The organism is Enterobacter cloacae complex sp. SHL022, from assembly GCF_049237785.1.
GTDB lineage: Bacteria > Pseudomonadota > Gammaproteobacteria > Enterobacterales > Enterobacteriaceae > Enterobacter > Enterobacter hormaechei_C.
The window spans coordinates 54,311-76,072 of sequence record NZ_JBMKJH010000014.1 but is presented as its reverse complement, the minus strand read 5'-3'; the positions used below and the strand labels follow the sequence as shown (position 1 = coordinate 76,072).

23 protein-coding genes are annotated in these 21,762 nt (G+C 53.7%); all 23 read right to left on the bottom strand.

All coding sequences use genetic code 11. The annotated features are described in order from the left end of the window. Positions 1 to 626: hypothetical protein (locus ACOTZD_RS21585; protein WP_421636367.1), on the bottom strand; the 626-nt coding region annotated here is incomplete at its 3' end. After that, positions 627 to 941 carry a hypothetical protein gene (locus tag ACOTZD_RS21580; RefSeq protein ID WP_042717455.1) on the bottom strand — a complete coding sequence of 105 codons (315 nt, stop codon included), beginning with the start codon at positions 939 to 941 and terminating at the stop codon, positions 627 to 629. 42 nt (positions 942 to 983) lie between these two features. Next, positions 984 to 4,535: a host specificity protein J gene (locus ACOTZD_RS21575; RefSeq protein WP_174402415.1), complete on the bottom strand. Its 3,552-nt coding sequence runs from the start codon at positions 4,533 to 4,535 to the stop codon at positions 984 to 986. Positions 4,536 to 4,587: 52 nt separating this feature from the next. Next, entirely contained in the window at positions 4,588 to 5,217 is a 630-nt protein-coding gene (locus ACOTZD_RS21570) for a tail assembly protein (RefSeq protein ID WP_059294648.1), read from the bottom strand. Positions 5,218 to 5,249: 32 nt separating this feature from the next. Then, the gene (locus ACOTZD_RS21565; protein ID WP_045336364.1) at positions 5,250 to 5,960 is read right to left on the bottom strand and encodes a C40 family peptidase; all 711 of its coding nucleotides are present in this window, start codon (positions 5,958 to 5,960) and stop codon (positions 5,250 to 5,252) included. A 1-nt stretch (position 5,961) separates the two neighbouring features. Next, positions 5,962 to 6,717, bottom strand: coding sequence for a phage minor tail protein L (locus ACOTZD_RS21560; RefSeq protein WP_058652903.1), 756 nt, complete (start codon positions 6,715 to 6,717; stop codon positions 5,962 to 5,964). Beyond that, positions 6,714 to 7,061 carry a phage tail protein gene (locus ACOTZD_RS21555; RefSeq protein ID WP_174402414.1) on the bottom strand — a complete coding sequence of 116 codons (348 nt, stop codon included), beginning with the start codon at positions 7,059 to 7,061 and terminating at the stop codon, positions 6,714 to 6,716. The genes ACOTZD_RS21560 and ACOTZD_RS21555 overlap by 4 nt, the downstream gene beginning before the upstream one ends. A gap of 35 nt (positions 7,062 to 7,096) precedes the next feature. Continuing rightward, on the bottom strand, positions 7,097 to 10,024 hold the full coding sequence (locus ACOTZD_RS21550; protein WP_059294647.1) for a phage tail tape measure protein: 2,928 nt from the start codon (positions 10,022 to 10,024) through the stop codon (positions 7,097 to 7,099). Beyond that, positions 10,021 to 10,284, bottom strand: coding sequence for a DUF1799 domain-containing protein (locus tag ACOTZD_RS21545; protein ID WP_048244186.1), 264 nt, complete (start codon positions 10,282 to 10,284; stop codon positions 10,021 to 10,023). The genes ACOTZD_RS21550 and ACOTZD_RS21545 overlap by 4 nt, the downstream gene beginning before the upstream one ends. A gap of 47 nt (positions 10,285 to 10,331) precedes the next feature. Beyond that, on the bottom strand, positions 10,332 to 10,643 hold the full coding sequence (locus tag ACOTZD_RS21540; protein WP_023344275.1) for a phage tail assembly chaperone: 312 nt from the start codon (positions 10,641 to 10,643) through the stop codon (positions 10,332 to 10,334). A 64-nt stretch (positions 10,644 to 10,707) separates the two neighbouring features. Further along, on the bottom strand, positions 10,708 to 11,379 hold the full coding sequence (locus tag ACOTZD_RS21535; RefSeq protein WP_059294646.1) for a phage tail protein: 672 nt from the start codon (positions 11,377 to 11,379) through the stop codon (positions 10,708 to 10,710). A 68-nt stretch (positions 11,380 to 11,447) separates the two neighbouring features. Continuing rightward, the gene (locus ACOTZD_RS21530; protein WP_174402413.1) at positions 11,448 to 11,858 is read right to left on the bottom strand and encodes a DUF4128 domain-containing protein; all 411 of its coding nucleotides are present in this window, start codon (positions 11,856 to 11,858) and stop codon (positions 11,448 to 11,450) included. Beyond that, a complete protein-coding gene (locus tag ACOTZD_RS21525; protein ID WP_174402412.1) occupies positions 11,855 to 12,439 on the bottom strand; it encodes a hypothetical protein in 585 nt (194 codons plus the stop codon). Before ACOTZD_RS21525 ends, ACOTZD_RS21530 begins: the two co-directional genes overlap by 4 nt. Before the next feature lies 1 nt (position 12,440). Beyond that, positions 12,441 to 12,791, bottom strand: coding sequence for a hypothetical protein (locus ACOTZD_RS21520; RefSeq protein WP_174402411.1), 351 nt, complete (start codon positions 12,789 to 12,791; stop codon positions 12,441 to 12,443). Between the two features lies 1 nt (position 12,792). Continuing rightward, on the bottom strand, positions 12,793 to 13,275 hold the full coding sequence (locus tag ACOTZD_RS21515) for a DnaT-like ssDNA-binding protein (protein ID WP_174402410.1): 483 nt from the start codon (positions 13,273 to 13,275) through the stop codon (positions 12,793 to 12,795). A 36-nt stretch (positions 13,276 to 13,311) separates the two neighbouring features. After that, entirely contained in the window at positions 13,312 to 13,539 is a 228-nt protein-coding gene (locus ACOTZD_RS21510; RefSeq protein WP_371875509.1) for an Ig-like domain-containing protein, read from the bottom strand. A gap of 53 nt (positions 13,540 to 13,592) precedes the next feature. Then, entirely contained in the window at positions 13,593 to 14,546 is a 954-nt protein-coding gene (locus ACOTZD_RS21505; RefSeq protein ID WP_174402409.1) for a major capsid protein, read from the bottom strand. 11 nt (positions 14,547 to 14,557) lie between these two features. Beyond that, on the bottom strand, positions 14,558 to 15,325 hold the full coding sequence (locus tag ACOTZD_RS21500; protein WP_174402408.1) for a hypothetical protein: 768 nt from the start codon (positions 15,323 to 15,325) through the stop codon (positions 14,558 to 14,560). Between the two features lie 80 nt (positions 15,326 to 15,405). After that, a complete protein-coding gene (locus ACOTZD_RS21495; RefSeq protein ID WP_174402407.1) occupies positions 15,406 to 16,503 on the bottom strand; it encodes a phage minor head protein in 1,098 nt (365 codons plus the stop codon). 1 nt (position 16,504) lies between these two features. Continuing rightward, a complete protein-coding gene (locus ACOTZD_RS21490; protein WP_174402406.1) occupies positions 16,505 to 17,893 on the bottom strand; it encodes a DUF4055 domain-containing protein in 1,389 nt (462 codons plus the stop codon). 1 nt (position 17,894) lies between these two features. Continuing rightward, a complete protein-coding gene (locus ACOTZD_RS21485) occupies positions 17,895 to 19,202 on the bottom strand; it encodes a terminase large subunit domain-containing protein (protein ID WP_022651281.1) in 1,308 nt (435 codons plus the stop codon). Continuing rightward, positions 19,180 to 20,178, bottom strand: coding sequence for a terminase small subunit (locus ACOTZD_RS21480; protein WP_059294636.1), 999 nt, complete (start codon positions 20,176 to 20,178; stop codon positions 19,180 to 19,182). Before ACOTZD_RS21480 ends, ACOTZD_RS21485 begins: the two co-directional genes overlap by 23 nt. Before the next feature lie 46 nt (positions 20,179 to 20,224). Then, complete coding sequence (locus tag ACOTZD_RS21475; RefSeq protein WP_032628266.1) at positions 20,225 to 20,674, bottom strand: hypothetical protein; 450 nt, start codon at positions 20,672 to 20,674, stop codon at positions 20,225 to 20,227. Positions 20,675 to 21,762 lie beyond the last annotated feature (1,088 nt).

Below are 21,762 nucleotides of genomic sequence, written 5' to 3'. Positions count from 1 at the left end.
TTCGAATACGCGACGTTTTGAAGGTTGCCGCCGGGGGTTGTCTGCGGTCTGGCGAATATCCGCGTATTGCTCCCCTCAAGTTTCGCCATGCTCTTGTATATTGCCGAGTAAGGCTGCGGCTGACCTCCTGCTGATACAACCCCGGTAATCAGGCCGAGCATAACAGGCATGCAGGCCCACTTCCCCGCCCGGGTTGTGTTGATGTTATAGCCTGAGCTGGCATCCACTCCGGCAGTGCCGATGGTAACGACATCACCAAGCGTGCGCGTCTCGTGGGTTAAAATCAGGGTCCCCGATGCATCCCACACGGCCATCCCGTAATCTGGCTTTGTCTGGGGGAAAATAGAGAAAAAATAAACGTACGCTGTGCCGGTTGCATTAGGTCTGAGAAAATCAATCGTGATGGTGTTTCCGCTTACCGTCTGAGTGATTTCCACCTCAACCGTGCAATGAACGAAGGCCACAACGGGCTGACCTGAGGGAAAGGTGTGCGTAACCTTGGTATTGAAACCCGATGTTCCCTGCAGTGCCGCTGTTTTGCGCGCCTGTAATGCAATTGGCGAGCTATTCGCGGTAACCCATACCTCACCGCTCGTCGTCGTCAGTAAACCGCCGTACTGCGCCATTTATGCCCTCTCGATCTGGAAAATGAGAAAAGCTGCAACTGCGGGTTCAGTCCCTGCTGAGTAGTCGGTATCCCCCACAGAGGAAACCGTTGCAGTACCGCCGGAGATGGTGATCTTCCTTCTTCCAGTTCCCCACTTATCATCGTTCATGACCTGAAAGTAGGTCAGTTTGCAACCCGGTGGCAGGGCAACGGTATAAGAACCTGTTTTCTGGTTAACGGCCAGCTGCACATAGCCGCAAACGCTGACTGGCTTAATTCCATAGTTGTTAACCTTGCCTGAAGCGTCCCATGTTTGAACACCGAAATCCGCCATCGTACCTCCTGAAAAAAAAGAGGCCCCGCAAGAGGCCTCCCGTCACCATGTACCAGTGATTCTCCCGATCTGCACCCTCAACACATTGTTGGAGTCCCGTACACTGATTGTCTGGTTGGTCTGTTTCATGGCCCCCTCACCAGCTGTCGAACCGTAGTTTTCAAAAGTACCGGCCTTATCCAGCCTCCACCCGACTGAGCCAGCCACATAGTTATTCGACTGGATATAGTTGCCGATTTTGGCGTTCTCAATGGTGCCGTCCTGGATGAAGCTGGCCCGGATGAATGTCTGCCCGTTCTGGATCACGAACGGCAAGGCCACGCTGTTACCGGCCGCCGTGGTGACTGCGAAGCGATCAGCCAGGAAGATAACCTGCGACTGCATGCCGGATTGCGTATTCTCCACGCCGATCCCCATCCCCGCGGCGTAATACTGCCCGTTGCTGGAGACACCAACCTTGATGTTGTACATCGCCTTCAGGTCGCCGTTGACGTTCGCAATGGCCTGCGCATTGGTGGTGATCGCAGAAGTGTGGCCATTAACGGTCGCCGTGATGCTGTTTACCTGCGTGGCCATAGCCTGCTGGTAATCGGAGAACGTCTGGTTCAGGCTGTTGATGGATGCCTTGTTACCGTTCACGTCAGTCTGCAAACTCAGCAGCGAACGCGCCGTTGCCTCCTTCTCGTTGACGATCACCTCATCAATGCGGTCCAGCTGCGCGCTGTTACCGGCGACAGATGCCGACAGCGTTTTGCGCGCGGCCACCTGCGCCAGATTGCCCTGAATAATCGCGATGGCGGAGTTCTTCACCCCGCCCGTCATGCCGTCCATAGAAACGCTGATGTTGTCGATTCGCTGGCCCAGGGCGGTATCAGCCGTCGCAACGGTCTGCTCAAGCTGACTGAGTGAAGACGAAACATTCCCGACCGTGCTGGAAAGCTCATTAACGCTGGTCTGAACCTTCCCGACGTCCTGGGCATTTTTGGCGATATCCTTCGCCTGCTGCTCCAGTTCGTCGCTGGCCTGTTTGATGTCGTTAGCCATGCCAGCAATTTTTTCGTTGCTGTCCACCGCGTTCTCGATCAGGTCTTTGAACGTATCGGAGTCTTTAATTTCCTCCAGAATCACATCTGTGATGTCGGAAACATCGATGCTGGCCTGTCCTCGCACAAAGTCTGTATACCCTGATTCGTTTCCGCTGCGGTCCACCAGCTGCGCGCGGTACCAGAAAATCTGCCCAGCCTTAAGGCCCATCTGCTGATATTTGCGCTGCGGGTAAGGCACATCGGCCAGCAGCATCGCATCGTCTTCGGTACCGGTCAGACTGTACTGAATTTCCGTCTTCAGCGTGTCGTCGGTATTCGCCGGGAATCCCCAGTTCAGCTCGATACCGAATACCACGTTTTCAGAAGCGATAAAGCCAACCGGCTTCGGTGGATTGCCCACTTTACCCCTCAGAGTTTTCTCTTCTGAATATCCCCATCCGGATGAAATTTCTGCGGCATTGATTGCGCGCACGCGCACCAGGTAGCGCCCGGCATAAATCCCCGGGACGTCGAATGACGTGGTGGAGCTGCGCGGCACGTTAACCCAGTTCCCGTCGTTGCGGCGCCATTGCGCTTCATAGGCGATAGCGTTCTGCGCCTGGTCCCAGCTCACGCGCATTGTTTCGACGCTGATATTTTGCTGAACCACGGAAAACGAGCTGATCACGATATTCGCAGGCGGCGACTGGTTGCCCGGCGGGATCACGCTCACCGGCCGCTGGTCAATGATGGCTCCGGTATCAATGCGATCGAATTTATCCGGATCGTGATTTGCACCGACGATTGTGAACGTGCCGTCGTTATTATCAGTTACCGTAATAACGCGATACTGCTGTGCGTAGAGCTCATCAGACTCAATGACCCATACGGCCTCAGACACAGGCGTTTCGCTATAAGCGGTCGTAACGGTCACTTTATTGCCCGTAATCGACTGAATGGTGCGTGACTGTGAAACACCCGATGGAAGATTGACAATCATCCTGTCGGCTGCCGAAGCATCCGGCGCCCTGTCCAGCGTCAGCACGCGACCATTCACCGCAGAGATACGGCCACCCAGCTCGCGCCCGGAGAGATTTCGGTCCGCTACAGCGATTACATAGCCAGGCTGCGGAATGTTGCCATCTTCCCCTACATTGAAAGTAACAACGCGATCTTTGTTGTTGGTGAGGATCCCCCATCGCCCTTTGCGATTCGCTTCGGACTGACGGGTACAACCGATAGCCGTTATCTCAAGTTGATTAAACCCATAACGCGCAACCAGCGCCTGCTCAAAAACAGGCTCCATCGCATCAGAATAAGCGTTATCAGGATCAGACCAGGACACCAGCGCATTGGTGTAACGGTTCTTTGTGGTGCTGCTGGAATAGGTAAAGCGCCCATCAATAACGTTCGCATGCGTGTATGTAAAATCTACATCTCTCGGCATGTCCGCCAGCGCCACAATCTGGTCGTCGCCCCAGTAGGTCATCCCACGGAAGATTGCAGCAAAATCACGCAGAACCGTATAAGCGTCGTTGCGTTCCTGAATGTAGACGTTGCAGGTATAACGTGGTTCGGTACCACTTCCGCCTTTGCCGTCCGGTACCATTTGATCGCAATACTGTGCAACCTGGTAGAGCGTCCATTTATCTATGTTGGCCGTTGTAAGACGATCCCCAAGTCCGAAACGGTCGCTAACCACGAGGTCGTAGAAAATCCATGCAGGGTTATCGGTCCAGGCCCATTTAAATGTCCCAGTCCACGTACCGCTATAAGTGCGGGTTTCGGGGTCGTAAGTATCCGGTACGCGGATAACGCGGCCGCGGGGCTCGCAGGAGATCTTCGGGATAGAACCGTTAAACTGGCTGGAATCGAATTCGATATAGAGCAGCGCTGTGTTTGGATAGCGTAACTTGGCGTCAATTACCTCAGTAAAACTCTGCAGCGACATCGTGTCGCCGATCTTCGCGCTGTTGGCATCAGAGGTAATCTTACGCAACCGGATTGTCCAGGTGCTGCCAGCCTGAGGCAAATCAATACGGTGGCTGCGCTCGTAACCTGAAGTCGTTTTGCCGGTCACGCTGGTATTAAGTACCGCCTGCCATGTGCCGCCGTCCGTCTGCAGGTCAATCGCATAATTAACCGAGTAGCCGACGAGATCGCCGTCATCCTCCTGCTTGAAAAGCGAAGGCCATTTCAGACGCAGGCGAACCGCTGAAAGCTGCGTATTAGTAAACGTGCGCGTCCACGCTGTAGCGCTCGATACCTCAGTTCCCACGTTGATTTCGTTTTCGGTACCGGGTATGCCCTGAATATATTTTTGCGCCTGAGTTCCCGCGCGAAATTCCCACGTAACGCCGCTGAAGTTTTGAGATCCGTCAGCATTCTCAAGAGCCGTTCCGTCCAGGTAGATATCTTTCGCCGTCAGTTGCCCTGCAAACTCCCCCTCTCCCAGTGCAACGAGGATTTTTGCCTTTGCTACAGATTGCAGATCATCAGGCTGTTCGGTAGGGGTTCGGGAACTTGAGCTGCCGCCCTTGCGGCCTTTTATAGCGATTGCAGTTGCCATATTGCGCCCATAAAAAAAGCCACCCGAAGGTGGCCTGAAAGAAGGTGATTATTTATTGCTGATCTTCGACATAAATCCCGGCAGAAATAATCGCGCCGCCGATTCGCCGGCGGCCATAAAGAAGTGGTACCGGATTCCCCTGAGCTGTCGTGTTTGTTACTCCACCAAAGGCGTAGCTGGCTTGGTTATCCGCAGATTGCTTACTGGCGAGCCCGGTTGTCTGTGGAGAAAGCATCTGGACTACGCCGCCGATCGCCATTGATGCCCCAATCCCCGCCACAGCGCCCCATCCACCAGCGAAAGCGGTACCACCAATCCCGATCGCGGCCCCTCCCGTAACGAACGCAGCAACAGCGACAAGGGCAACCCCGAGAATTGTCTGAAACACACCGGCTCGCTTACTGCCGATGATCACCGGCGCGATGCGGATTTCCTCTTTGCTCCTGTCCATACTGAGCTCATCGTTTAAGAGGTTTCGTTTCCCGCTGAATACCGCATAAGTTAAACCTCGTTGCTTACTGGTATTCAGGAAACGCTCAAAACCCGGCACGATAACGCTCAGGGCGCGGATGGCCTCTTTAGGTGAAGCTACTGACAAACGATATTCACGCCCGAAGGTGGCGCCTAGCACGCCGTACAATCGAATTGTGCGGACCGGCTCAACATTGAGTAATGCAGCCATTTTTCCCCCATAAAAACTGCCACAGGCGGTTATCAGAAACAGTCTTTAAAGCGCAGTATTTTCATTGTGCGCTCACGCCAGTAACCGCCATAAGGTACGCGCTGGCTCAGATGCCCATAAAGGTGATGCAGTAGCATGTTGCCTTCCAGCAGAATCCCCGCATGATTCCACTTATCAGCCTGAACCTGCATGATCACCATATCGCCAGGTTTTGGCGGCCCGTCGAATTCACGGAATCCGCACTCATACCAGCAATCCTGATAGAAGTTGTCCGGGTAGTCGTTTTCCCACCAGGGATAATCGACCCGGTAATCGTGAAGCTCTATCCCGTGTGTTTGCCGGTAATAGCTCATCACCAGACCCCAGCAGTCGAAGTGACCAAGCACAAACGGTCGCTCCAGCAGCGGCAGTTCTCCACGCGGCTGGATGGTCCGTAAATCCCCCTCCGGCCAGCTCACGATATGCCAGGGTAAAAGGGTTGCATCGCATTGCGCTTTATCCAGCTCGCTCGGTTGCGTCGTGGCATCTGGGTGACTGTGAGCGATGGCGATCACCTTCCCCCAGTCTTCTGCAGCTGCATAGTCTTCGGGGCAAAGTACAAAATTGTCCTCCGGCGCCGCGGCAAGATTCCGGCACGGGAAATAACGTTCAACACGGCTTTTCTGCGCCACCACGCCGCAACACTCGCGAGGATACTCAGCTGCAGCATGAGCCATAATCGCATCGATGGTTTTCTGACGCATATCAGCTCCTGATCAAAGACGTGCCAGGGAACCCACCGAACGGCAGTTCGTTGCCGTCTCCATGCCGGAGCTTACAGGCCGTAAGCGTGCCGTTGCATTCATCCAGAGAGGGGTCGCTCACCGGGTTGTTGTTTTTATCGAAATAGCGGGTTCCGGCATAGTCGCAGCCATCGCCGGTGCGATATTTATTCCGGATACACCAGGTACACAGAGAATGAAGTTGACGTGTAGGAATCATCTTTCCCTGTAACGACATCGGGCTATCGAGCACGAATTCGATACTTTCACCCGGAATTTCGCTGCTTTTGCTATCAAGGTAAAAAACTCGTTTTCTGACCTGTTGCGGATCAGCTGTTGCATTACCTGCTGGGAAGTTCTTCGCATCGAGATAATGCGAATAAGTGTCATGGATAGTGACTTTCGCCTGTAGCATATCGTCATAGGCAAGGCACAGCGCTGTAATCTTGCTTTCGATATCTGCAACCGTGAGCGTAGGCTGGGCACTGTTGCCGTCTGTGGAGGCCTCTAGCCCTTCAATTTGATACGGCCAGGCGGCATATTCTTCCCCCTGCCACCAGATGCTTTTCGCCTTCAGCTTTGATTCATCACCACCAGCGGCGGCGATTTCTTCTTCCGTGTGCGGGAGATTGTACGCGTGAAATCGCAGTACATCATCCACGCCGAACGTAGAGCCATCAACTTCGATAAGCCGGACTTTGTTGCCGGGCTCAAGGCTTTGATAGTCTGCGGTGATCATGGTGTGTACGCCTGTTTGAATGTTGAAGAAATGGTCAGAACGTTCTTGGATAAGGGCTGTGACTTGATTGATTCGGCCTCAATCCGATAGAGCCCTGTTTCGCCAACTGGCGATGTCCAGATAAATGACTTTGTGACGTGAGAACGAAAGAACTTCAGGGCCTGAAGCATGTCCGCTTTTTTCCCCGTCAGTGTGACAGGCCATGACTGCTTTTCAGGATTAATGCCTTCCCCGGCTATCTGCTCATAGCCGTCTCCAAAGGTTGCAGAGCGCGTTTTAAGGCTGAACGATCCTTCCATTCCCGCCTGTATCTGTGTTCGCCACGTGAATGTTTCGATTGTCATGCTTTCTCCAAGCATAAAAAAACCGCCTGAGCGGGTTATCGTGATTTGGAAGCATTCCAGATGAGCCCTCCAGGCCTCAATTGCTTCGCAATACCTTCGCGCACTGACTGATCAATAGTTTGCTTAAAGGCTCGGGACATCGCATCACTACCAGCGTTTGTTTGCTGTTGCGGGTTCTGGTTCTGCACAACAACAGACGTTTGGACCGTCACATTCCCTGAACCAGCAGCCTGTAATCCGTACATCGGTGCGTTTCCGACGTAGCCGCCGTTTGCATACCCCTGAGCGCTCCGCATAAGCGTGTAGAGATTACCGACACCCAGCGCACTGGTAGCCTTCTTGGTGAATACGAATTCACCGCCATGAACCACACCTTTTGGCTGATATTTTCCTCCATCCCCGGTATAGCCAACAGCGCCGCCATTAGCGTACTCAGGAATAAAGCCGCCAGACCATGCCTGTATTCCAAAGAAATTACCTATTGCCGTGCCACCAAAGGCTGACTTCATTCCATTAACCAGAGCCAGTTGCGTCAGCATCTGGGCGATGCCCTTCAGGAAAGTAGACAGGAAATCAGAGAAGTTAGATTTACCAGTAGTAAAAAAGTCAGTGAGCGTGCTGGCCATCCCGGTGAACGTATTGCTGGTAATCGTCTGAACCTGCGAGTAAACATCGGTCGCGCTGTCTTCAAATTCAGCCCAGCCCTTTTTCGCGCCAGTCAGCCAGTCTCCACGTAACCTATCCTCTGCCTCATAGTAATCATTCGCCGCTTTGAGCTGCTTCTGATAACCCTCGTCGTCAAGCGAACCGCCAGCATTCTTCCAGCCAGCGGCAAGCTGACTCTTTGCCAGCTCACGTTGTGCCTGACGGTCACTCATCCCTGCACCGTTCACTAATGCAGCCTGCTTCTCTGCCATCTGCGTGACGTATTTCTGCGAGGTATCCATTCGCTTGTTCAGCTGTTCCTGTGCGGTAATCTGATCACCTAACAGGGCTTTCTGCCGTGCCAACTGAAGCACCTGGTCTTTACTCGCCAGCAGGGATTGTTCCTGCTTTGTCAGTAAACGTGAACGCGACGCCTCCTCCAGCACCTGAAATTTCGCTTCAGTCGTCCACAGATCTTTGCGCTGCTGGCTGATAGTGTCGTTCAGCCCTTTATGCTGCTGCAGCGCGCGTAACTGTGCCTGAAGCGCCAGCAATTCGGCCTGGGCAGCATCCGTGCTGCGATCTCCAGCCGATAAAGTGCCCTGCTTTCCAGTTTTGGTCTTTTTGCCAAAAGCAGCGACTCCTTCCCGATCCTTCTGGGTGGTTGCGGTACTTATCTTTCTGGTCGTATCGAGGTATTTACCTGCACTGATATCAGCGGCATCCCAGTCTTTTTTCAGCTGAGAGATACTGTCGCCATAAGCACCGGCCATTTTTTCGTTGTAGTCCTGCCATCCCTGCAAAGTATCTGTTTTCGCCCAGTCGGGAACGAGGTTAATAGCGGCAGCGATAGAGGAAGAAATGATCTGGTTCAGCTTCTGGAAAACGATCGCAACGCTGTAATAAATTGCGTTGAATTCCTTCAGGGTGTTTGATGCCAGTTCAGCTACCCACTGACCGATACTCTGCATGGCCTCAGACGCCCAGCCCTTGATATCCAGCCACAGGCGACCAAACGGTGTCAGCGAGTCGTAAGCCTGCTCCCCACGTTTTGCCATCGTATCGCCAAACAGGTCCATAGCCTGCGTAACGGCCGCGGTCTGGTCCTTTTGCTTTATCAGATCGTCAACATGCTTAAGTTGTGAAACGGTCAGGAAATTATATTGTTCGTTGAGACTCTGCAGCGCTTTAACAGGGTCTTTTTCGATGTCCTTATAGGCTTTGGCGATGTCCTGCGCCGAGACTATACCGGTCTGAACCGCCAACGCCGTCGAGCCCGCTGCTTTTTCAAGTTGCTGCTGTGTCAGCGATCCCATGCCAACCAGCTCAGTCATCAGACCCTGAACGGTTCCTACAGTAGCTCCAGTAGAGGCAGCAATAGACTGGGAGGAAGCCATGATCTGGAGCGCTGACGTGCCGGCAATGTTGCCAGTCCTGATAATGGCCTTGTTGATTTCGTCGTAGGCGGTGAAGTAGTCCGATCCCGCTTTGGCCGCAATCAGTACAGCACCGGCCAGGCCACCAATTGCGACTCGGGCAGGGGTCACCATCGACAACATCGCTTTCAGCGCATTGCCTACACCGCCAAACGAATCACGGAGCTGACCGCCCTGCTGAATAGCAACCATATAAACCGGCATACCGGAAGCCAGTGAGGTCACAATGTCGGTAATTTGCATCGGGAGATAACGCATAGCATTGCGGTATTGCCCCGCGCTGATAGCCCCAGACTTCCACGCATCCTCCTGCTCTTTCAGCTTTGCGATCATTGGTGCAGCACGATCGGATACGCCGAGTTGGGCAGCTTTTAGCTCTAACAGTTCTGCGCGCGTTTTTCCGATTGCTGTGACCTGCTCCTCCAGCGAATCGATAAAGGTTTTGCCCGCCGCAGCTGCACGCTGCGCTGCCTGAGCCTGTTCAATGCGAGCCCGCCCCTCTGCGGTTTCAGACTCCATTACCTGTGCCAGTTTTGCCCGCGTCGTCTCAAGCACGCTGTTGTAACGAGTAAAGTCCTCGTCTCCCACCAGCCCTTTACCGCGAAATTTCGCCAGGCTCTCCTGGATAGTGTCCAGTTCATCCAGCGCCTTGTTTACCGGGCTGATTTTATTCAGCAGGTTCTGCAGTTCCTGACGCTGCTGCTTCAGGCTTTCGCTGTTTTTCTTCTGGTTATCGATACCGGTGCGGAACGTGCTGTTCAGGTCATCCGCTTTACCTGCCGCGGCGGACGCGGTCTCCTGAAAGCGATCCAGTGCCTGGTTACCGCGCTCCAGCTCACTGGTATTTACGCGCAGGGAAATCGTGGCGATATCGTTACTCATTCCGCCCTCTCTTTATGCATAACTTTTAGTGCGGCGCTCTCCATGATTCGGATGTCCGAAAGTGCGGTTGCCTCGTCCTCGACGTGGTGCAGGCGCATTACCCAGGGCAGCACGTTGTAATCAAGCCCTGATGCACCTCCCATGCCCGTGCGCCACTGCGTACTGACAGCCTGGAACACCAGGAATGAAGGCCATACATCTGGCCAGACGTCGATGTATTGATCGTCGTAGTCATCCGGCGTAAGCCCATAGGGCGCCAGGTCTGCCGCTGTGGGTTCAGGCGTATAGAATGCAGAGGCAACCGCTATCAGTTTTTTTCGCGCTGCCCCATCAGTTCGCGATAGTAGGTTTCAGGGATAGCCTTCATCGCCGCCGGATAGTTTTCCAGCAGCACCGACAGGTTTTCTGCGTTGAAAGCATCGGGAAGTGCCCAGCCAGAAATGATTTCCATCAGAAAATCAGTGGCGGTTTTGCCTTCCAGTTTTTCTAGATCAGCCAGCTCTTTAAGTGGCTTATGATTGAACGTGAAGGTCAGCACGCCATCCTCATCGCCGGCGCGCGGGATCGAGACGTTGGCCTTAAATGTTGGTTTGGGCTGGAGGGTGAATTTGGTAGCCATTGATACCTCTTACGAAAAAAAGCCTCCGCAAAGGGAGGCATAGGATATTGAAAGCTCTGACGGGTCAGGCGGCAGCGTCAGTCACCTTGTAGAATGTCATCGCCGGTGACTGCAGGTTCAGCACCACACTCACTGTCTCTACCTCGTTAACCGCAGTAGTCGGCGTGTCGTCAAAAGATGCCGTGGCCGCCCAGTAACGGTTTTCTTTCGCCTTCGGCACGTACATGTACGCCGCCACAGTCTCTTCGTCTTCGTCCAGTTGGCGCAGCAACGGATATACCGGGAGAGTTGAGTCGTGAGCGATCGAGTAGGCCTGAGAGACTGCGGATTTATAGGTGTTCAGGTTGCGCTGGCGATCATCGCTGAGGAACTGAATCTGCGTGGTGTTCTGATCACCACCTGATTTCGATACCTCAGTGATTTGTGGCAGTTCGGTCCATTCTTCAATTTTGCGAATGGAGCCGGAACCACCGCCCGCCGCGTATTTGTTTTTGTTGGTGGTATTGATGTTGCGAAGAGTGACAGCATTCTCCGCAATCGCGTCGATTTTCGCGATAACGTTATCAATACCCGACCAGTTGCAGTTCACGTGAACGATATCGCCGACCGCGATATCGTCTGCGGCGCTGACGGTGATCACCGCGTGCTCAGCATTCGTCGCGCCGGTGAAAGTAATGGCCGGGCCGTAGCCCGACGCCAGATAAACATGAGCGCCGTTAGGCAGTGCAAAGCCCATAATGATTTCTCCTTCAGAAACGGGAAAACCGGCTCAAGGCCGGTCAGTTGTGGGACATCAGAGGGGAATCAGCTGGTAATGTCTGCCCGATAATTCAGGCTGACAGGAACGGTGTAGGACACAGGTGAAGGGACGCCGCGGAATATGCCAGGCGCGCTGCTAATCCAGCAGGTAAAGTCTTTGCCTGCAATTTCCTGCCCCTCGGGGAACAATTCAGCTACTCTGCCCGCCAGGGCAACGACGGAGGTACGGCCGGAGCCGGCTGGCGCCACGACATTAATCTGGTATACGCCAGAATAAGTCCGGCAGCGCAAGCCGAGATCGATTGTTCGCGACGTAACGGGCATATCGTGAACGGCCAGGTACATCTCGTTAGCAGGAGGTGTAAACGGCACGTTCTCCCATGCAACCGAAATTCCCTCGGCATCGGCCCAGGTACCCAGTCTGGCGGCCAGTGCAGATGCAATATCCGGAATCACTTAGTCACCTCCCTGACAGCTTCCTCAAAGAAGCGTTGAAACTCGGCTGCAGTTATGCGGACCATGCCGCCCGGAGCCTGTGTGGAATGCCCCATTTCAAGCGGGTAGGCATAGGGCACGTTGTTGCAGAAATAAATGGCCTTCATCCCGACTTTGAAGAGCGACAGCGTGTAGTTCCCGGCCGCTTTTGTCAGGTCGCCGGTCTTGTCTATTCGCCCTGTTTCATCAGTTGTCGGAGCATCAAACGATATCTGCCAGTTACCGCGAAAGCGTCCGCCCGTATACCCCGGCGGTGCTTTGATATCCATCCCATCCACCACCCGGGCTTTTTTCTTCAGTCGCCCGGTTTTGGTCAGGTTATCGGGATTGGCCCGCTGCGCCTCGTTGTGGTCGTAAACAGCGCGATTATAGGAAACGGCTGTCTGGTTAACTTCCCACAACTCCGGGTTGCCCACTGGGGACATCACCACCAGCTGGTTAAGAATTTTGATTCCGACGGCGCGCACCACTGCTTCCTGATTCGTTTTCGCCTTATTAACGAAAGCCGTGATTTCAGCCAGGAAAGCCGCGTTCTCGCCCATGCTAAGCCCTCAGTTGCGCTTTGTAGCAGAGCACCAGCACGGCAGGTTTTGCCGGGTTCGGTTTGACAACACGGTAGGCTGTGCCGTCAATATCAACCACATCACCGGTTTTAATTTCCTGCTCTGCAGTAAAAACGATCTGCACATCGCCGTTTTCAATGACGGTTCCATCAATTTCGCCTGGCGCGTATTCGGTTTTCACTCCCACAGCAGTAAAACGGACCGCTTCAGTTTTATGCTCAACGCCGCCGATAACCATTACCGAGCCTTTTCGAGTGACGTTGTACGTCGCGCCGTTCTGCCTGAGCATGCGGGTCGTTCTGGCCTGCATACGTTGGTAATCAATCGCCATATCAGGCCCTCTCTGCAAATGCATTGATGGCGTAACCACGACCACCAGCGAGGTCGCCCAGCAGCGCCATAACGGCAGGATAGGACGGCGTGAAAACCTCACCATCTGCGACCGCATAGGTCATGGTGACAGCACCTTCCACACGTTCAGTTTTCACAGCGGCTTCGCGCACGCTGGAGAGTAAATCCCCGTCGATTGCCTCTACCGCCAGCATGCACTGCGCGGTTATAACCTGCCGTGGAACTTCATCCGGCGGGAAATCATGTTCATCCAGAACGACATTCACGCGTGGCCATGCAAGAGCCTGTTTCGGGTCAGCTTTTGAGCCACCCCAGACCAGCCCCTCCAGGTAATCCATTGCCTTAATCAGCAAAGGTGTGAGCTTGTCAGGCAGTTCAATTCCGCGAATTTCCGCAAATGAGACAAGATCCTCTTCACTGGCGTAGCTGTTGGCATCAGGAGAGGTGATATCGGTATTGATCATCGAATCATCCTGTTTATGGGGCTTTCGCCCCATTCGTTATTCTCCGGCAGGCGCAGTGAAGGTGATCTCATCAGTGGTTTTCGCCACTCCTTCAACCGTGCCGGTTACCGTAAAGGTGCCAGCAACGTCTGATGTGAGTTTCACCGTTGCACCACCAGCAGAACCGGTCTGAGAGCTGGCAGTGCTGAGCGTGCCGCCCGTTGAACTCCATGCAACAGTTTTACCGGAAACACCTGCGCCGTTTAGCGTGTACTTCAGGGAAATGGTGACCGCATCGGTGCTGTCAGCGGTTGCGGAGGTTTTATCCGCTGACAGCGTTACTCCCCCGCCGCGGATCCCAGCTTAATCAGCACGCCAGCCGTAGATTTGTTGCTGGTGAAGTGCTTCTTCCAGTTACCTGCAGTGCCGATGGCGGTCAGGTCAGGGTTATCACCTTTGGCGGTATCCCAGCTGTAGCCCAGCAGGTCCACGTTCACCACGCCTTCAGCGCGATAGCCAACCGCAAGGTTTTCCTGATCGTTGATATCGTAGGAACGGAAGCCCGGCGCCTGAGATTCGGTGACGGTAACCGCTCCGGCCACCAGCCCAAGGATCGCATCAGCGTCCATGGTGTCGGTAACCAGGACAGGTTTACCCAGGGTGCCCGGCTGCCCGCCGTAAACCACCACGCCCGCTTCTTCATAGATTTTGTTGGCGATCGCCTCATCCACGATGTCGAAGTAAGTGGCGGAGTGCATAACGAAGAGCACCACACGGTTGAACTTGTCGCCGTACTTACGCAGGCCGCGCGTCAGGGTCTTCTTGCCGTCTGTTTCGATATCGGCGGTAACCACCATGTCCGCGTTGGCGCCAATAGCAGCCGTCAGCGCCTTCAGGCCGTATTTAACGTAGCCTTCCAGCGTCGCGTCAGCCACATCAGTGCCGATCACTTCGGAGAACTCGTCAACCGAGCGGCCGCGGCGTTTGAACGCTTCTTCAGTCGTTTCGTATGGACCGTATTTCCACGGCGCTTTAACGGAGACGGCTTCACCAGCGCCAATCTTCTTACCCGTCACTTTTTCGGTGGAGTTAACGTCACGCGATTCGATTGAGCCGCCCACTTTGTAGAAGGCTCGCTTGCGGAAATCGCCTTCAATCAGCTCGTTATCCAGCAGGATCGCACCATTGGAGGACGCGTTGAAAATTGCCAAGTTGTCCTGGCGGCGCTCGAGGAAAGCGGTCTGCGCCAGATCGTCATAAATGATCAGGTCACTATTAACAGTGGTAGACATGGGTTAATCCCTTATTTCGGAAGTTTGAGGAAGGCCTGCTGGCCATGCTTGCGGATGTAGTCCGCTTTGTCGCTGGCGCTCATTTCGGAACGTTTCAGGCTGCCACCGACGTTTGGTTTGTGTCCGCCCGCGCCGGTGCCTTCTGCGCGTGGGAAGAGATGCGGAGCCGTCTCCTTAAGAGACTCCGCCCACTCAAGCGGGCTTAGTGGAGTTTTGCCGTCTTTACCGAACAGAACATCGCCATTTGCATCAACTGCTACGGCCTCGCCTTCGTCGTTGAGCTGGAATGTGCCTTTGGCACGTAGGATCAGATCGTCGGAAGCTTCCGGCAGCGCGCCAGCTTTTGAGGCTGCTGCACGGATTGCATCCCCCAGAACTCGATCCCGGAATTTGTTGGAGAACGCTTCGGCTTTGTCCGCGCGTTCATTTGCGGCTTTAATCTGCTTATCAACGTCAGCACGCAGACGCTCGGTGCGCTTATCGAGCACCTCATCAATTTTTCCGGCGGCGATAAGCTTTGCCTCTTCATCGTCAGAAAAACGCTGGAGAATGCCGCGTACAGCGTCTGGATCGATACCTTCAAAGCGGGACAGGTTTTCTTTCTGCTGTTTAATGGTGCCCAGCAGTTCGCTATTTTTCGTTTTGAGGCCAGTGACTTCGCTGGTCACGCGCTCATCAATCAGCTTCTGGATTTCAGGAGTGATTTCGATACCGCCGCCGCCGCCCTCACCGCCGCTTTCAGGTGCGTAATATTTCAGAAGCATGTTTCGAATTAACATAATTTCCCCTCGGGATTTTGCCGGGCCTCGCCCATAAAAAAGCCCCGGCGGATGCCAGGGCGTGGAGTAAGATGTGATTGTTAGTTGTCTGTGCCTGAGAGCTGCTTCAGACGTTCCAGGCTGATCCATTCGCCTTTGTCAGTGAACATATCAGCCAGGTCGATTTCACCCGCGCGAAACAGACGGCCACGCTCGGCACCCAGAACCTGATCCTGGCGTTGTGCTGGCTGGCGCGCGAGCCATTCCAGATACGAGGTTTTCGCCGGTACCTGCCCATCCATGCTGGCACGAGTGCCCTCGTCCATCTCATCAATATCAATGCCGAGTTCGCGCCACGACTTGAGAATCAGGGTTTCAGTAGAACGACAGCAGAAATGAATTTTCCCGGGTCCCTGCAGGTAAGGCACCTTATGCCCGACCGGTTTGTTATCCAGGGTGTAGCGCAGCAGGTCACGAATAATGCAGTCGTGGCTGGTTTTATTGTCCAGCGTGGACAGCCACTGTTTACCTTTCACGATGTCGCTGTTGGCACTGGTGAAGCTGTTGCGTGCTGTGGCAGCCAGATGATTCACGGCTGTTTTAGCGATGCTGGCGGCGTTTGCCCTGCTCATCTGCAGCGCGCCGTCGCGATAGTCTTTGTTGGCGTGGCCGCGAACACTGCGTGCGATTGTTTCTACCGTGTCGCCGGCAAGATACCCCCTGCGGACGGCGTTCACGATACGCGCCAGCCTGTCCGATTCCAGATTCTCCGCCCACTCACTCAGCAGCCGCCCCTGAAAGGGCTGCGCCATCGCCGCGGCATACACCATATCGGCTGTGATGCCCTGCAGCGGATAGTGAGACAAGACCTGTGATGGCAGAAGGGAATCGAACAGGCTCAGCTGATAACTGGCTTCGTTCTTTGCCAGCGCCACCAGCTCACCCTCGAGCCCTGCCTGCATGGTGGCTACGGCCTGATGGTTAAGATCGCGCACGCTGCCCAGTAAACTCTCCAGACGGCTAACGGTGAAGCTCTCCGGAGGCAATCTGTCCAGCGCATCCAGCAGGCGTGCCGACAGTTCTGCGTCCGTCTCGTTGAGCAACTTCACCATTCGGTTTGCCACTCCAGTGGCATAGCGGCTTAACCAGATGGAATGTGCGATTGATTCATCGCGCAAGCTTTCGTTTACTGTTGCCATATCAGCCACCGGTCAATGTGGGGGCTTGGTTGCGAAGTGCATCAATCACTTCGTCCGGGCTGTCTGCCGGGTCGATAAGGTCAAGCTTCTGCAGTGCTCGAATCATATCGCTATCGCGCAGCGCACCGGACTGCCAGGCGTTGACGATTGCCGTCACCATGCCCGACTCGGCAACCTTAGCAATGAATTCCTGGTTGATGGTGTAACTCGTCGTCTCACCATTGATGCCAAGGTATTTCGCACACCATCCCAGCGCCAGCGTATAGGCCTCAGAAACGTTTGAAACGCAGATACCGAGCACCGATGTTGATGATGTCTGCTCACCACTCGCCTGGGTTGCCGTCTTCGCCGTGGCGTTCTGCTCAATCAGTCGGGCGCCCAGCTGCACCATGTAGTCGCGCTTGCTGTCCATGGCCTCTTTAGCCAGCATGTTCGGCTGTGCCTGGGCATAACCAAACGACCCATCTCTGGGAAGCATCAGTGGTGAACGGGAACCAATTTTCACTCCGGTCTTCTCAAGGTGATCGCGCCAGTTGGTATCAAGCCCAGTCATATAAGGCTGCACCTGGCCACAGAACCACACGCTATCCTCATAGTCAGCGCTGTTCCGGTAATGGCCGTGGTTTATCTCAACCAGCGCGGCCAGCGGGGAGTCATCGATAGTGGGATCGTTGTTCTGTGCACCGACAAAAGTGAACGGGATTTCGTCCCAATAGTCCTTTCCTTTCGGCTTAGGGTGGTACTCACTGTCAACGGTGTAGGTTCCGCTTGCAGTGCCACCAGCCCGGCGCCATACCCGGCAGATGAACCGCCCTTCTTCCAGCGCCAGCTCGCGGTACTGAATTTCATCCTTGTAAGCGTAACCATCCGGCTCTTCTACGCATTCACGAAGGACCACCAGCACCAGTTGATCGCGCCCATTGATACGCTTCGTCCGCCAGTTAATGATGTTCTCTGCCGGGTAGCGGAGGATGATCGCCTCATCGGAGGCTTCTGCGTAGTCGACATAAAGCCCCTCTCGCGCAACTTCCAGCACGTTCTCAGCCACCAGCTGTGACTGCTGATAGATGCTGGTACCGGCCCCGTCAGCATTGTCCAATAGGTATTTCAGCTTCTCCGGACCGTTGAAGGTGGGATCCTTGCGATACGCCATCCCAAGCATGCCGATCTTCGTATTGCCGGCAATGGCATAGAACACCGCGCGGCTCAGATAGTCCTCATTACGTTTACGGTTGCGCGTGGATTTATCGGTTGGGTCGAGATACGGCAGATATTTATTACCCGCCGCTTTTACGGCCTCAGCCCCTTTGCAAAAGTCCCTGTATTTCCGCCAGGCAGCAGAAGCCGCCCGGTGTTCTGGTCGAACCCAGGTGATGTCGTCGTTTGCCATATCAGAAAGTGGTGTCCATGGTGATTGAATATGCCGGTTTCACGATCGGGTAATCCTTCACGATGAAGTACCCACCAGCATCATTGGGGTGATCGTTATCAGCTGATTTGTCCGGTTCGCCATTGGCCGCCCAGATTTGCTGTTCGAGGCTTTCGGTGTAAACCGGGCAATTCTGCACATTCACCAGATAGCGGCGTTCTCCATTGGCGTTGCAGAACATGGCGTTCATCGAGTTGATGCGATCCTTAACCGGCGGGTTGGCATCATCAACAATGACGCTGAATCCGGCATCGTTGAGCTGAGCAATATCGGTCTTGCTGGCATTCTGCGATTTGCGGGAGTCGCCAGAGGCATCCGGATAAATGTAAATCTCCCGGTTCTTCACATAACGGCCATCTTCATATCGCCAGAACTCTTCCTGGATACGCTTAATCATCGCAGGTGTGTCGTAGACCTTCACTAACTCACGAACAGCGCGCGGCAGGCCGTTACGCTTTACGTGAACAATCGCGGCCATTTTCCCAACGTTGAAGTCCATGCCGATAAACAGCGGATCCCCATCCTGAACCTCATCAGAACAGTTATTGAGCTTACGGTTGAACGTGTGGTAAATGGTCCCGCTGTTGAGGTTGGTGAATTTGCCGCGCAGATAGGCCTGAATCAGTTCGTCAGGGTATGAGCTCAGAAGCGATGGAATGTAGTCAGGCGGCAGGTTCTTCGCGTTGTCGAACGTGCTGGCCTGTATCAGCCCGTACAGAGCAGAAAGCTCAGGCTTTTCACGCACCGCCTTCACAAACTGCTGGTAGACGAATTTGAAGCCCTCCGGCGTAGTCGTTACATCGATACCGTTACGCAACCCGTCGATCTTGTAACGCATACGGGCGATGATTTTTCGCCAGGCCTGCTGCGCTTTAGCAGCCGCCATGACATCCAGCTCATCCACCATCGCGTTACCGATTTTGAAGCCGACTATCGAGCCGGGTTTTTCCATCGAACGGCAGATGGTTGTCCCGCGGTATCGTCTCCCCTCGTAGAAGTGAACCTCTTTGTTCCCCTCGTTGATTTTGACGTTCAAGCCCCAGTCAAAGGCCACCTCTTCAATCGTCGGGTAGAAGATGTCACGAATCTGCGGGTACGTCGGTGCGAAATAACCCTGGTTGATTTTAGGGTGCTCCCACATCCCCTTACAGATGCCGCCACAACCCACCCACGTCTTACCGGAACCGAACCCGGCAACATAGGCTTTGAATTTGTGCTGCATCGCGAGGAAGCGCGCCTGAGGAATGTTAAGTGTCGGGCTGATCCCCATCTTCCGCCCTCGCGTCCACTACATTGATATTGATCTGAACTGGGGTCGGTTCGTCATCATCACCATCACCGGCCAGCTCTTTGCGGAGTTTTTCCACCTCCAGCAGCCGGCGGTCGATTTCGATTTGCTGAAGACGTTGAGCGAACTCGCTATCCGCCAGGCCGAGCCGCTTCATTACAGCTTCAAACATTCGCTCACGGCTGATAGCGGTTATCTCGACGCCATTCTTCCCCAGCTTCACACCGGAATAAGCCAGAGCAGCAACAGGGGAGAGTTTCCGAGTATCGGCGAAATACGGCTGACCAATACCATCGCCGTTGCAGCGCGGACAGCCTGGGTTAGGCTCTCGGGTGTGATCGTAGCCGTAACCTCCAACATCGACTGGCTCACGCTTATCGCGTTCTGTAGCTTCGAGGCGCTTCTCTTCGAATTCCACCATATCGCGCCACTGGTACTGGTGACCGAAGCCCCAGCAGTAACGACACGCGCCGCGGCGATACTGCGAAAGCTGGTTTGCATCGAAGGTGGCAAGCTGCCACATCTGCGCGAGGACTTCATCGGCACCGCCAAGCGTGCGAGCAATGGAAGCTTTCTGCTGTTGTGCAATAGCCTGGGCAACTGAAGTTTTCTGAAGGAGTTGATAACCGATTTGTTCAGCGGATTTTTTGCTGTAACCCGCCCTGATAGCGGCTTGTGTGGCGTTACCATCCTTTAGGTATTCTGCGACAAAACGTCTTTGCTGTGCCGTTAATCCATCATCATCCACCAGCTCTTCTGCGCTTTGTTCTTTTTGCGCAGTGCGCACTTTTTTCTGCGCAGTTTTTCGCGCAGTTTGCGCAGAAGGTTTTTTAATATATCGACGGGCGGTAGCGTAATTCAGTCCCTGCGCTTCACACCATTCCTTTGGTGATACGCCGGTTGCGGCATGTTCGGACAGGAACCGTTGCTGAAGCTCGCCCCAGTCCGGTTTTGCCATATTAACTCCAATAAAAAACCGCCCTTAGGCGGTTAAATTTTGAGATTTAAAATTTTGGTGCTAAGCCATACTTCGGCGTCTTTATGTTAGCAGCCCAGACTTTGATATCGTTCTGAAGCAACAAAGTGAAATCTGACTTGAGGTGGTTAACCATCTCATTGACCTTGCTTGCATCATTCACTGCAAAGTGTTCAATCTTGTCTGCTCCGACTGATACACAAGTGTAAGTTGCAGGCACATCCTTCCCGTTAGCATTAAGCCGCACCTTCTCATCTCCACAACCACCATCGGACATATAGGATACGAGCATATTAGCTGACTCCCTCCCCGGTTGAGAGATGCTTATCATGACAGGCAATCCCTCTGAGGTCTGGGTAATGTCGTAGAGTACAGCATCTTTTTGATACCAGGTATTGTATTCTCTTTCCTGAAACGCTGCGTAGGATGGCGAAGAAATCGTCGCCAGCAAGGCGATTGTAATAAAGTGAATTTTCATCGGTTGCTATTGTTTTGTTTAGGCAAAGTTATTATCCATATTGTGCCAACAGCAACAACGACGTAAGATTATTCCTACTATTTTTAGTGGTACTAAATTCTCTTTTAGCAACCGTTAAGTATCCATATATCTCATATCAATAAAGCATTATAAATCCCGGTAATTTGCATTAAGTAAAAGCTAACTCCATGGTAACGAAAAAAATTTGCAATCACCTCTCAATACATTATCAGCATTCTACAGCATCAACCTTATTTTTGGTGAGCTTTTTCGAATGGCGAACTGGCTGCTATGTTTCGTCCATGATGTCTAATAACAAAGAGTCACTTATTAAACAAATAAGCGAGTATGCCAGGCTTAACGAGCAGGAAGAAATCCAGTTGCGCAAGATAATCAGTTGATTGATTCATCCGCTTAATCTTATAACTATCATCAAGCCCACCAGCAGGTGGGCGTTGTAATGGCTGCCACTACCCGGAGTGGCCACGCTCATGCCCTTGAGTTGCTGTCGCTTCATCGCCGCTTATAACCGGTGCGCGTCTGGCGTTCGCGCTGCTTTACCGGAGCATGTCCCCTTATTTACCCTCACAATGGTCTGCTATACCTGCTCGCCATTACGCGACTCGGGGCAGCATCATGGCTGCTGCATGGCCTTATGGCTGCGGTCAACCCGCTTACTGTTTCAAGGTCTTTAGCCCATCCACCAGTGAAAACAATCTGAGGAATTTCTTAATATCCCACGCTTACGCTTGTTGTTATCTGCCTGGCTGCCAGGCTATACATGACTCTGATGCGGAGAATGCCAACTCCGGGGAACATCAATAAAAAGAGCAACGAAACTGAGACTCCTGTAGCCCTCGCTGAGAGGGCTTTTTTTTCAAAAAAAAGCCAGCTCGGACAGAACTGGCTGGGTCTAGCAGTAAGTAGGTATTACTTCGCACTCATTTCGACGTGTACCCTATTCCTTTAGTCAAGCATTCAGACGCCGGGTGCCTCCCGGTGGACTTGCATCACTCCGCAAACCCGCAACACTACGTCCAGCAGTGACTGGTTGCCCCTCCGCTCAGGGGGATTCATCTGTATGGCAG

What these genes read in the sequence shown, in the direction of transcription:
- ACOTZD_RS21475 (WP_032628266.1), bottom strand. Translation starts at nt 20,674, where the DNA reads ATGAAAATTCACTTTATTACAATCGCCTTGCTGGCGACGATTTCTTCG.
- ACOTZD_RS21520 (WP_174402411.1), bottom strand. Translation starts at nt 12,791, where the DNA reads ATGGCGATTGATTACCAACGTATGCAGGCCAGAACGACCCGCATGCTC.
- ACOTZD_RS21495 (WP_174402407.1), bottom strand. Translation starts at nt 16,503, where the DNA reads ATGGCAACAGTAAACGAAAGCTTGCGCGATGAATCAATCGCACATTCC.
- ACOTZD_RS21515 (WP_174402410.1), bottom strand. Translation starts at nt 13,275, where the DNA reads ATGATCAATACCGATATCACCTCTCCTGATGCCAACAGCTACGCCAGT.
- ACOTZD_RS21525 (WP_174402412.1), bottom strand. Translation starts at nt 12,439, where the DNA reads ATGGGCGAGAACGCGGCTTTCCTGGCTGAAATCACGGCTTTCGTTAAT.
- ACOTZD_RS21580 (WP_042717455.1), bottom strand. Translation starts at nt 941, where the DNA reads ATGGCGGATTTCGGTGTTCAAACATGGGACGCTTCAGGCAAGGTTAAC.
- ACOTZD_RS21500 (WP_174402408.1), bottom strand. Translation starts at nt 15,325, where the DNA reads ATGTTAATTCGAAACATGCTTCTGAAATATTACGCACCTGAAAGCGGC.
- ACOTZD_RS21560 (WP_058652903.1), bottom strand. Translation starts at nt 6,717, where the DNA reads ATGATCACCGCAGACTATCAAAGCCTTGAGCCCGGCAACAAAGTCCGG.
- ACOTZD_RS21570 (WP_059294648.1), bottom strand. Translation starts at nt 5,217, where the DNA reads ATGGCTGCATTACTCAATGTTGAGCCGGTCCGCACAATTCGATTGTAC.
- ACOTZD_RS21490 (WP_174402406.1), bottom strand. Translation starts at nt 17,893, where the DNA reads ATGGCAAACGACGACATCACCTGGGTTCGACCAGAACACCGGGCGGCT.
- ACOTZD_RS21565 (WP_045336364.1), bottom strand. Translation starts at nt 5,960, where the DNA reads ATGCGTCAGAAAACCATCGATGCGATTATGGCTCATGCTGCAGCTGAG.
- ACOTZD_RS21575 (WP_174402415.1), bottom strand. Translation starts at nt 4,535, where the DNA reads ATGGCAACTGCAATCGCTATAAAAGGCCGCAAGGGCGGCAGCTCAAGT.
- ACOTZD_RS21540 (WP_023344275.1), bottom strand. Translation starts at nt 10,643, where the DNA reads ATGGCTACCAAATTCACCCTCCAGCCCAAACCAACATTTAAGGCCAAC.
- ACOTZD_RS21505 (WP_174402409.1), bottom strand. Translation starts at nt 14,546, where the DNA reads ATGTCTACCACTGTTAATAGTGACCTGATCATTTATGACGATCTGGCG.
- ACOTZD_RS21555 (WP_174402414.1), bottom strand. Translation starts at nt 7,061, where the DNA reads ATGACAATCGAAACATTCACGTGGCGAACACAGATACAGGCGGGAATG.
- ACOTZD_RS21535 (WP_059294646.1), bottom strand. Translation starts at nt 11,379, where the DNA reads ATGGGCTTTGCACTGCCTAACGGCGCTCATGTTTATCTGGCGTCGGGC.
- ACOTZD_RS21480 (WP_059294636.1), bottom strand. Translation starts at nt 20,178, where the DNA reads ATGGCAAAACCGGACTGGGGCGAGCTTCAGCAACGGTTCCTGTCCGAA.
- ACOTZD_RS21550 (WP_059294647.1), bottom strand. Translation starts at nt 10,024, where the DNA reads ATGAGTAACGATATCGCCACGATTTCCCTGCGCGTAAATACCAGTGAG.
- ACOTZD_RS21485 (WP_022651281.1), bottom strand. Translation starts at nt 19,202, where the DNA reads ATGGGGATCAGCCCGACACTTAACATTCCTCAGGCGCGCTTCCTCGCG.